8 protein-coding genes are annotated in these 9,886 nt (G+C 33.1%); 6 read left to right on the forward strand and 2 right to left on the reverse strand.

Translation table 11 applies throughout. The features are described from left to right. Positions 1 to 80: 80 nt before the first annotated feature. The gene (locus HX124_RS17250; RefSeq protein ID WP_092692617.1) at positions 81 to 1,364 is read left to right on the forward strand and encodes a tetratricopeptide repeat protein; all 1,284 of its coding nucleotides are present in this window, start codon (positions 81 to 83) and stop codon (positions 1,362 to 1,364) included. Between the two features lie 49 nt (positions 1,365 to 1,413). Here the strand turns inward: HX124_RS17250 and HX124_RS17255 are convergent, their stop codons facing one another. Then, on the reverse strand, positions 1,414 to 1,716 hold the full coding sequence (locus HX124_RS17255) for a hypothetical protein (RefSeq protein ID WP_286384318.1): 303 nt from the start codon (positions 1,714 to 1,716) through the stop codon (positions 1,414 to 1,416). A 212-nt stretch (positions 1,717 to 1,928) separates the two neighbouring features. Between HX124_RS17255 and mobQ the strand changes: the two genes are divergently transcribed. From mobQ to HX124_RS17275, 4 genes are all read left to right on the forward strand, one after another. Continuing rightward, positions 1,929 to 3,575: a MobQ family relaxase gene (mobQ, locus tag HX124_RS17260; protein ID WP_286384319.1), complete on the forward strand. Its 1,647-nt coding sequence runs from the start codon at positions 1,929 to 1,931 to the stop codon at positions 3,573 to 3,575. A gap of 679 nt (positions 3,576 to 4,254) precedes the next feature. Next, positions 4,255 to 5,205 carry a replication initiation protein gene (locus HX124_RS17265; protein ID WP_286384320.1) on the forward strand — a complete coding sequence of 317 codons (951 nt, stop codon included), beginning with the start codon at positions 4,255 to 4,257 and terminating at the stop codon, positions 5,203 to 5,205. Between the two features lie 83 nt (positions 5,206 to 5,288). Continuing rightward, positions 5,289 to 5,498 carry a hypothetical protein gene (locus tag HX124_RS17270; protein ID WP_286384321.1) on the forward strand — a complete coding sequence of 70 codons (210 nt, stop codon included), beginning with the start codon at positions 5,289 to 5,291 and terminating at the stop codon, positions 5,496 to 5,498. A 323-nt stretch (positions 5,499 to 5,821) separates the two neighbouring features. After that, complete coding sequence (locus HX124_RS17275; protein ID WP_107010091.1) at positions 5,822 to 6,226, forward strand: hypothetical protein; 405 nt, start codon at positions 5,822 to 5,824, stop codon at positions 6,224 to 6,226. A gap of 706 nt (positions 6,227 to 6,932) precedes the next feature. Here the strand turns inward: HX124_RS17275 and HX124_RS17280 are convergent. Continuing rightward, positions 6,933 to 8,585, reverse strand: a complete 1,653-nt coding sequence (locus tag HX124_RS17280) for a vWA domain-containing protein (protein ID WP_286384322.1) — start codon at positions 8,583 to 8,585, stop codon at positions 6,933 to 6,935. A gap of 718 nt (positions 8,586 to 9,303) precedes the next feature. Between HX124_RS17280 and HX124_RS17290 the strand changes: the two genes are divergently transcribed. Next, positions 9,304 to 9,834 (forward strand): hypothetical protein, encoded by a 531-nt coding sequence (locus HX124_RS17290; RefSeq protein ID WP_228199094.1) that lies wholly within the window; start codon positions 9,304 to 9,306, stop codon positions 9,832 to 9,834. Positions 9,835 to 9,886: the final 52 nt, after the last annotated feature.

The raw sequence follows: 9,886 nt of genomic DNA on the forward strand, positions 1-9,886 counted from the left end.
ATGGGAAATAAACATAAGTGAGATACAGACATTTTTTCTTTATACTGAGGTAATTTTTTGATTCGAATAAGATTTCTATTATGACTGAGGGAAAGGCTTTACTGTTACAGGCAAAAGTTACTGATAAAGATTTAGATACTTTCGAGAGCAAACTCTTAAATTTGTGCCAACAATATTTTTTAGATCCATTAAAGTCAGATCTTTTAATACCTAGCCGTTTAAAAGACATTATAAAAAAATATGAAGAAAAACAAAGCCTAAGTAAATTTGAAGAAGTATATATTCATGAGTATATGCTCAGATCTTTAAGCGGTTTCCTGCCAGACTTTCAGAAAAAAATTAGACATAAAGTTGAATTAGAAAGAGTAGCTGAGGAAAAAATTCGTCAGGAGAAGTTGAGACTGGAAGCTATTGAAAAACAAAAGTTGCTTGAGTCAGATCCTGTTTATATTGCAAAACAAAAAGAAAAAGCATTACTAAAAAAATACGACATTAATGAATATCTATCAGGGGCATCACCTACAGAGCTTTCTGAAATTTTGAATAAGCTAGAAAATGAAACAAGACTTTCTCAAGATGAGGCTGTTTGGTTAAATACAATAGGTAAAAAATTCTTTACTGCCAAAGTTCGTCATAAATTTCATCGATTAGAAGCTAATTATTATTTGCAGGAATATGCAAAGAACACCAAGAACATTTGGAATGCTATTAATGCTAGCAGTCAATTAAGAAAGTGTAAGGAAAGTGTTGAAGCAGAAGAATTTTTAGAAAAAATTTCCACTAATGGTATCAAGGATAAAAAATTATTATCTGCGTATTTCACTACTCTTGGTGGAGTTAGACGTGATCTTCGCAAGGTTAACGTCGCCATTGATAATGCATCCAAAGCTCATAATTTAACTCCAGATAATTATCGTCCTTGTACTTTATTAGGCGCTATTTATATGGAAACGTATCAATATACACTTGGGCATGAGTGGTATGAAAAAGCTAGTGAACGAGGTGCAACAAATCAATCAATTAATGCTGATCTTAAAAGCATTATCTCTAAGATGGATAAAGCTAAACGTAATGAAATGATTGAACATTTATTGAAGTTAGATCCTCACGCATACTCATGGCTAAAGTCTCTAAAAACAGCCGTAATAAACAAGCCTACAAGTAAACAAAATAAAGTTGAGCAGTCAGTAAAAGCTCAGAAAAAAGCATCGCCACCACAGCCAAAGAAGAATGCTCAAAATAAGCAGCCTAAAAATTCTGAAAAAAGTTTAAAGGCCCTTTTAGAACAGGGAGCTAAGGCACACAATTTAAACCAGCCAGTGAGCCTATCAAAACCCTCATGCATGAAGCCAAAGAAGAAATAATTTATTATTGAGTTTCGCTAAAATTAACATAATACACCTTATGCGAAATTTAGGTCTTATCCCAAATAACGCCATTAAAAAGATCTTTATCTTTCTGCCTATTTTCTTCGGTCTTATTTTCCGTATTTAAAAATTGCTCAAAATCGGCTAGTTTCTGCTTAAACGATTCATCATTTTTTAATTTATTTAAAGCCCAAGCTCCCAGTAGAATTTTACGTCTAGTATCATCTTTTCTTTGCTGATCAGAAACTTTCTTTTTTTCACGTGCAATGGCAGCTTTTTTCTGTTCTTTTAGCTGTCTTAAGCGTTCTTCTTGCTTTGCAATTTTTTGCTCTAAATTATCAACACTCATACCATCACCGTATCAAGGAATCCCCCTCAAGCATAGGTCTGTTTGAATTGAAATTCAAGACATCCCATGCTATCGTGGTTTTCCCGAAGGGCGCACTTAGCCATTGAACAAAGTTCAACGGTGCGACAAGGGGTAAATCCCCTTTGTAATCCCCTGACCAACCTATACAGGTTGGTGAAATTTGGTAAACCAAATTTAAGAGCAAAAGCAACATGGCGATATATCATTTTTCAGTTAAAACGATGAGTAGAAGTAATGGACGTTCAGCCGTTGCTTGTGCTGCATATCGTTCAGGTGAAAAACTGGTATGTGATTTCTATGGAAAAGAACAAGACTATACAAAAAAAACAGGTGTTGAATTTACAGAAATCTATGCTCCTGATAATACAAATACTGAGTTACTCAATCGCCAGATCCTTTGGAACGAAGTCGAAAAAGTTGAACGTAGAAAAGATGCCTTACTTGCAAGAGAATTTGAGATTGCATTTCCAAGTGAGTTAAACGCTGAACAGCGTAAAAACATGCTTAATGAACTTTGCCAAGACCTCGTTAAAAAATACGGTGTCATCGTTGACGCTGCTATTCATGCACCTCATACAGGCAACGGAAGTGATGAACGCAATTACCATGCACACATCATGTTCACCACCCGAAGTATTAATGAGCATGGTGACTTTTCAGCAAAAAAATATAGAGACTTCAGTCGTGACAATGGCACAGAAACAGTAAACCACTGGCGAGAGTTATTTGCAGAATTATGCAATCACCACCTGGAAAAAAATGGATTTGATGAACGTGTCGATCACAGAAGTTATGAAGACCAGGAAAGTGACCTAGAAGCCACTCAGCACGAGGGTCCTCAAGCCACATACCTACGGAGACGAGGAATATTTACAAAGATTAGTCTGAAAAATGATGAGATTAAGCGACGTAATTTAGAAATCAAAAAGGTCATTGCACTTGATGAAAACATTAAAGTATCTGAGGATCTTGTGCAAAAAGTACGAAGTGAACTTCAATTCCAACAGTCTGAAGCTGAATATTTAGGAAAAATTTCTCAGAAGCTTTCTGAATTCCAAAACGAAGAATTATCAAAATTAACAACAGAATTAGACACAATGAGTTCTGAAATATCAGAACTACACAAAAAAGAGCCTTTATTTTTTAAAACAAAATGGATCAATCAAATCAATGATCTAATCGACCAACACAACACCCAACTAGATCGCCAAAAGCATATCTCTGGTCTTAGTGAAACAGAAAAAAAAGAGAGATATTCTAACCAGTTAAGTAAATGGACAGAAGAAAATCAGTTGCACCTGCCTAAAAAGTCTTTTGAAAAATTTAACGAAACCAACATTAGAGTTAAACAACGCAAACTGAATGATCAAATTTTAAATATAGATCATCAACTTTCAGAAATATCACGTAGAGAAAATGAATATCAAGAATATATTCGCATTCAACGCATGGAAATCAGAAATAGTTATATATTTGAAGAAGATGATTATGGAAATAAATATTTTAGTCCTCAAAATGGTGAAAAACAAAAGCGACTATACGCAGAAGATATGGAAGAACTGAAAATCCAAAAATTGCATGCAGATTTTACAAAAAGCGTTAAAATGGAAGTGCAGCAAGAGTTTGACCGAAAAACAGCTCTACAGCTTGAAAATGACCGAAAAGATCGTGAATCTAGAGAACAGCAGTTGCATGAAGAACAAGAACAACGTGATGAGCAAGAAAAACGAGCACCCGACCTTTTAGCATTTTCAAAACGTGAAGACCAAGAAAAACAGCAAAAAAATGAACCCAAAAAACCAGATTTTGATAATAATCCTGACTACATGCCTTGGTAACCCCCATTTAAACGCAAAAAAATGGGGGTTTTAGAGGATTTAACTAAAAATATAGGGAAACTATAGTTGATTGAAATAAAATTGCTTAGAACGCAAATGAGAGCATTTAGCGAGTGTCTACGAGCGTCACAATGAAAGTTCGCTTAATTCCCCTCTGAAAAACCGTTTTTACTGAATTACAGTAGATTGTGCTTAGCGAGTGCCTACGAGCGTCACAATGAAGCTTTTGCTTTTCAAAAAGCATGAGCGAAGCGAATGCATTATTCATGCTTTTGCTTTTTGAATACTCGATAAATTAAGAAAAAAACTGCCCCAACGAAGCGAGAGAAACGAGCTTCAATAGAGTACGAGCTTTAGCGAGTACCAAGGGCAGTTTTTATAGCCCGAATTTGAACAAGATTCCCTTTTATACTTTTAAAAAGCTTTTAAAAGCTTTTAGCTCCTCTAAGAGCCTTATATAGCAAGGGTTTCAACCTTTAAAAGGGTACAAATAGCATGATAAAGGGTACAAATAGCATGATTTTATCGTTTAAAAGGGTACAAATAGCATGATTAAAGGGTACAAATAGCATGATAAAGGGTACAAATAAATTCTTGTACCCTTATGTTTGTTGGTGTACATTGTTTTCTCATGAGGGTACAAAAATCATGTTCATTTTTTATAAGGTTTGATATCTGAATGAATAAAGAAAATAGTTATGAGAAATCTTATCCAGTAACAACAATGGCTATTCAAAATAAAGTTACTGAATGCTTTAAAAGCATGTCTGTAGATGAAAAAAGAATTTTAATTATGGCTTCTCCGATTGCTAGAAATATCGATGCAAGTGAGCAAGATCAAATCTTAATATCTGCTCAACAATTTGCTGATGACTGTGGTATCAAGGTCAATTCTGCTTATAAACAAATTGAGAATGCGTCAAAAAAACTAGTAGATCGGTCTTTTTCATACATTAATGATAAAGGGAAAAAGGTTTACTCTAACTGGGTCATTGATGCTACTTACGAGGATGCAGGGATATCTTTAAGGTTTACATCTATTATTTTAGTAATGTTAAAAATTTTAGATAAATACAATCCATACACTCGTTATAAAAAAGATGTAGTTTTGAAATTAAAAAAAGACTACTCAATAGACTTTTACCATTTAGCAAAAAAAAATCAGGCAAAAAATGGCTTTGAATTAACACTAGATGAAATGTTTACAGAGTTTGGTCTACCAGAATCTTATAAAGATTTGAGAAACTTAAAACGAAGAGTCTTGAAAAGCTCATTAGATGAAATTAATGAGTTTACCGATGTAACAGTTGACTATAATCCAATTAAAAAAGGGCGTTCTGTTGTCGGCTTTAAATTCACCGTAAAAGAAAAACCCAAGCCAAAACTCACAGCACCAACAAGGGATACAAAAACCATAGATATGTTCTGCAATCTATCTGATGCTCAAATTAATAAGTACAGCACGATTTTATCTCAACTTTCTGAGCTATCAGACCTGAGTAATTTTCCTGATTATCCTACTTTTGCCCTTTGGATTGGCGGCATCTTACGAGATCCGAAAAGTGTCAGAGAGGAAACAGCAAAACGGATTTTTAAAGCTCTACATAGCAAAACGGATTTTAAACCATGAGAACAAAAGCTGAATTAGCGGTAATGAGTTGTGAAGAACTCAAAGACTATGAACAAAGTTTACTTGCTCTGTGAACACCAAGGATGGCTCTTGAAAGTGACATTGAAAGGTTACGTACTCATCGTAGCGAATTATTAGAGATTTTTAATCAATTACCCCCCCCTGATACTCCTGAAAATGAACGTTTAAAAAACTCTATTTTTTCTCTCAACGGTAAGATTGAAGATTTAGAAGATGAATTAGATGATCTCATTCAAGATGATCGCTTAAAGCATATTAAGTTGGTTTTATAAAAATTGAATTATTTACTATAAGCCAACTAATATCAATTTTTCTTGAGTATGCCCATTTTTTTTCTGACTTTAAATCGTTTGATAAAACACTATTGAGGATTATGCCTTGACCATTTGCTTACATTTCTCCAAGCTTGATTTATCTTTGTACAAATGTACTTGACTCATATTGATTCTCAACAGCTCCTACTTCATCAAATTTTATAAAAGTATTGATATTAATCAGGAAGATATTCATTTATGGTATAAGGGTATTTTGAATACCATATACTTACTTATGGTAAATGTAATTAACACATGTATTTACTAATTATAGGTCTATTATGAAAAAAGAATTATCTCGTTTTTTACTAATTAGTATATTTTCTATACCCTTTATTGGTTGCCAAACAATACAAGATAATACTCGTATCTTAGGCATAGGAGGTGACAGTAAATATGATATGAGTTATGTAAAAGCAAACCTGAAAAAGGGTATAACTACTTCTGAAGAAGTTATTAGAATTTTTGGAAAACCTAACTACCAGACATCTAGTGGATCTGGACCAGACTATTTCTCTTATAGGGAGGGAGAAACAAAATCAAATGCATTATTAAGCTCAGCCTTAAGTACTATTGGTTATGGAAATATAGGAAATACTAATCAGGCATTACAAGAGGGTAAACAAAGACAATTAAGTATATATTTTAAAAACAATAAAGTAGATGATTTTTCAATTTCTGAATAAGATTATACTGTTCTAATAATCAACAGTTGCATTCGATTTCAAGGACTATTTATATTTTGAGGTGTATTTTTAAATTACACCTCTTTTTAATCTATATTTTAATTAAATTATGGGAGAATCTATTAGGAGTTTACTACAAAATATATGAGGTATACTGGGCGTAAATAATTGAACAATTTGTCAGTCTATATTTATTTCAACATCTTTAATATCCCCCTCAGAAAAGAAGGTTGCAGGAAAGAAAGTCTATTGACAATACCTTAAATTAAACTGATATTTGTCATTTTGTGACAACAAGTTGAATTATATCAGCGGTATAACCATGTACGCTAACAATTTTTTTGTTTATTGAATAGAACATCTAAGTTAGTTGTATTATGTTTTTACATTCTTTTTCGGCAGATCTAGCAGCCAAATCACGTTTATTTGCAATATAAATGACCATATAACCCTATTTGGATTTTATGCAACTCCTACATACCAGTATCCCCCTCTCGTACCGCAAACACTACCATCTACAAGTTGATAATATCGATTTGTTGGATTTGCAAAACTAAACTGAGTAAATAAAGCTAATCCAAACAAACATGGATAGATAAATGTTTTTTAGTTCATATCTTTTCCTATAAAAGATACTTATGCACTAATTACTTTAAAATAAATAAAATCAAAAAACAGGTTCATTTGAACCTGTTTTTACTATTTTTTATTTATTTAAATATTTATAGCTCACATCTACTTTTTTATTTGCTGTAGGTAAAGCTTCACCATAGAACACAATCGTTGCACCTGTTGCACTATAAACCAAATCAAAACCATTCTGATGTGTTAAGTCGCGCTGTACATTTTTACCAGATACATTGACAGTAACTGTTGATGGTATTGGCAATTGAGTTAATGTAAAACTACTTGCTAAACCTGATGCAGCTTTAATAATCTCACTAAACATAACATTCCAACTACTCGCATTTGCACAAATAGATGCTGAACTTCCACCTGTTACGCGAGAAATTTCTTTAAAATGTGCTCCACCCTCTGCCGAACCACCATCACCACGGCATCCCCATGCTTTATCCTGATAGCCTGGATAATTATCTGCAAATGTATTACGAATTGAATTAGCTGTACCTACGATAGAAAAATAAGTTGCTCCCGTTTTCAAGAAGTAATTCTTATAGTCTGCAAAATCTCGAGCTTGGTAACCATTACTACGTATTGGTCGAGCTTGATTTACTGTTTCATTTTCAGGCTCATCTGAAACAAATACAATCAAGTTTTTCGCATTTGTACGATCAAAATTTGTAAGATTTGCTTCACGCACACAGTAGAAACCTGTTTCTGTGGCAGAATCACTTGTACCTGGTTGGGCTAGTTTTTTCCATTCCTCTTCTGCATTTAGAGTTTTACGATCAATAAATACCGACTTTTGATCACTTAAAGTTCTTAAATTTTGACAATCGTAGGCATCCTGTGTGTTTACAGCTAAACGATAATCAATACCTGCTTTATTTAAAGCAGTAAAGAATTGTGAAGCACCATTTGCTAGATTTTTTTGCTCTTCATACATTGAACCTGAAGAATCAATATTCCATAAAATATCAACTGCATTTGAACCCTGAGCATTTTGAGTAAAACTGTTCGTTATTGTTTTAACTTGCAATTTTGCATTACTACTCAATGCACTTGCTATATTCAAATCACCATATTGCTTTTCAATCGCCGTTGCCTGATTTACAGCATAACTGTTCCCCCATACAAAACCTGTACCATTTTCGAGCCAAAAAGCTAAGTTTAAACGCTGTTTAGTATCTTTTGCTGTAACAGTTGTTGGTAAGCTAATAGATTTACCTTCATTAATTGCAAGCAATAAAACTTCACGAACTCTATTTAGAGTTTCTACATTTTTAAAATCTACATCTAAAGTTATATTTGTAACATTGCCTTGCGCATTTTTAGATGTTTTATTTACTAAAACATTAACGGTGGCACCATGATCTCTTAATATTTTCATATAGCTTTCTAATTGTGCTGCTGAAAATGCATTCAAATCAGTTGCCTTTGATTTTAAATCTAATGCAAAGCCGACTGAATTTAATTGAGGATCATCTAAAAGTAAAACACCATTTCCTGTAGCCAAAGTTGCTTCAGTAAAGTACTTTTTATCGACGTTACCAAATACAGCAATATTTGCTTTTTCACTGGTCAAAGTTGCTTCAGTTTGAACTGTTGATTCAACTGGTTTGGGTTCAGTAGGTTTAGGAGTTGTTGGTTCAGAATCGTCTGAATCGCTTCCACCACAGGCAGTCAAAAATACAGATGCCCCTATTAAAAGTGCTAATAAACTCTTTTTTAATAACATTGCTTTCCCTCTAGTTAACTAATCCTAAAAACAAGTAATTGAAATATAAAAAATTAATATAAATAAAACACTCTTGCTAATCGTTATTTAAAAGTACCCACCTTAACAAGTGTGTTTGTAATATTTACTATGGATTAATAAAAACCATTTAGCGAGCAAATATTGAGCTATTCTTTCATATTTTGATTTTATATAAAATATAAAAAATGTGAAAATTTAACAATTTATATAATATCTTGGTTATTTTCTTTTTAGTTCAATTTTAAATAAAAGAAAATTTTTTTCAAAAATCTATAAAATTATTTATCTTTAGACTCTGAGGAGATTTTGTATTAATCCTAATTCTGTTTGAGCAAATAATTTCATAATTTGAATAAGAGCTTTGAAATTATTAAATTGAGAGCACTTGTACCAAATGGAGATAAAGATGATTTTTGAGGGGGGAAAAAATTGTCCCTATCGGGTTTTTGGATAGCTAGGGCTTTGTTTTAGGAATTTCCAATAAGTTGCTGCAAATTTAAGAAAAAAGTCATCAACCACGCAGAATAATTCGATATTATTAGACATGTGGACTAAAGCTTAAGGTTTAGTTTGGTAATTCAACTACTGGATTTCAGCCTCCTATTTTTTTAAGGCAATTTCTTATCCGCTATTCGGGTTAATTACCTGATTTAGACATATTTTTTTTAATTAAAACACAATAATTTAGGGAATGAAGATGAAGTATTATATTTTTGCTTCTTTAAGTGTAATTGGATTGCTCAGTCTTAGTCCACTAGTTCAAGCAAACCCTACCCAAGGTTACTGCCAGACAGTTGACGGTAGTGTATGCGGTTGGGGGGGAAATAGCAGTAGTTATAAGCCTCAATATTGGTATGCTGGTGTTGCTTACGACCCGAAAAATGGCATATTCTCCATCTATACAGCCACATCTCGTGAACTGGCTATGCGCTCGGCAGCAAAAGAGTGCAAACAAATAAATGAGAACCAAAGAAGATGTTCCGAACTTATTTCTAGTGTTTCTGGATACACAAAAGACAAAGAGCCTGGTACAGTGATTACTAAAGGACAACTTCCAGATGGTACATTCCAACTGAATCTTAGATATGGTTTAAATGGTCAGAAAACATTTTTCCAATCAAACTCTTATTCTGAAAAAAATGCCGAAGTGATTGGAATGGAGGATTGCGTGAACAAATACAAACTCAGTAATTGTGAGATTGTTTATAAAAAATATACTACTTTTTAAAACATACATACAACTAAAAAAGACAGGGTAATCCTCCCATAAGTACTCCCAC

Origin of the sequence: Acinetobacter sp. 226-1 (genome assembly GCF_030329325.1) — a bacterium.
Taxonomy (GTDB): Bacteria; Pseudomonadota; Gammaproteobacteria; order Pseudomonadales; family Moraxellaceae; genus Acinetobacter; species Acinetobacter sichuanensis.

Bases quoted from the DNA above. Each gene is read 5' to 3' on its own strand.
- HX124_RS17250 (WP_092692617.1), top strand. From the start codon at position 81: ATGACTGAGGGAAAGGCTTTACTGTTACAGGCAAAAGTTACTGATAAA.
- HX124_RS17255 (WP_286384318.1), bottom strand. From the start codon at position 1,716: ATGAGTGTTGATAATTTAGAGCAAAAAATTGCAAAGCAAGAAGAACGC.
- mobQ (WP_286384319.1), top strand. From the start codon at position 1,929: ATGGCGATATATCATTTTTCAGTTAAAACGATGAGTAGAAGTAATGGA.
- HX124_RS17265 (WP_286384320.1), top strand. From the start codon at position 4,255: ATGAATAAAGAAAATAGTTATGAGAAATCTTATCCAGTAACAACAATG.
- HX124_RS17270 (WP_286384321.1), top strand. From the start codon at position 5,289: ATGGCTCTTGAAAGTGACATTGAAAGGTTACGTACTCATCGTAGCGAA.
- HX124_RS17275 (WP_107010091.1), top strand. From the start codon at position 5,822: ATGAAAAAAGAATTATCTCGTTTTTTACTAATTAGTATATTTTCTATA.
- HX124_RS17280 (WP_286384322.1), bottom strand. From the start codon at position 8,585: ATGTTATTAAAAAAGAGTTTATTAGCACTTTTAATAGGGGCATCTGTA.
- HX124_RS17290 (WP_228199094.1), top strand. From the start codon at position 9,304: ATGAAGTATTATATTTTTGCTTCTTTAAGTGTAATTGGATTGCTCAGT.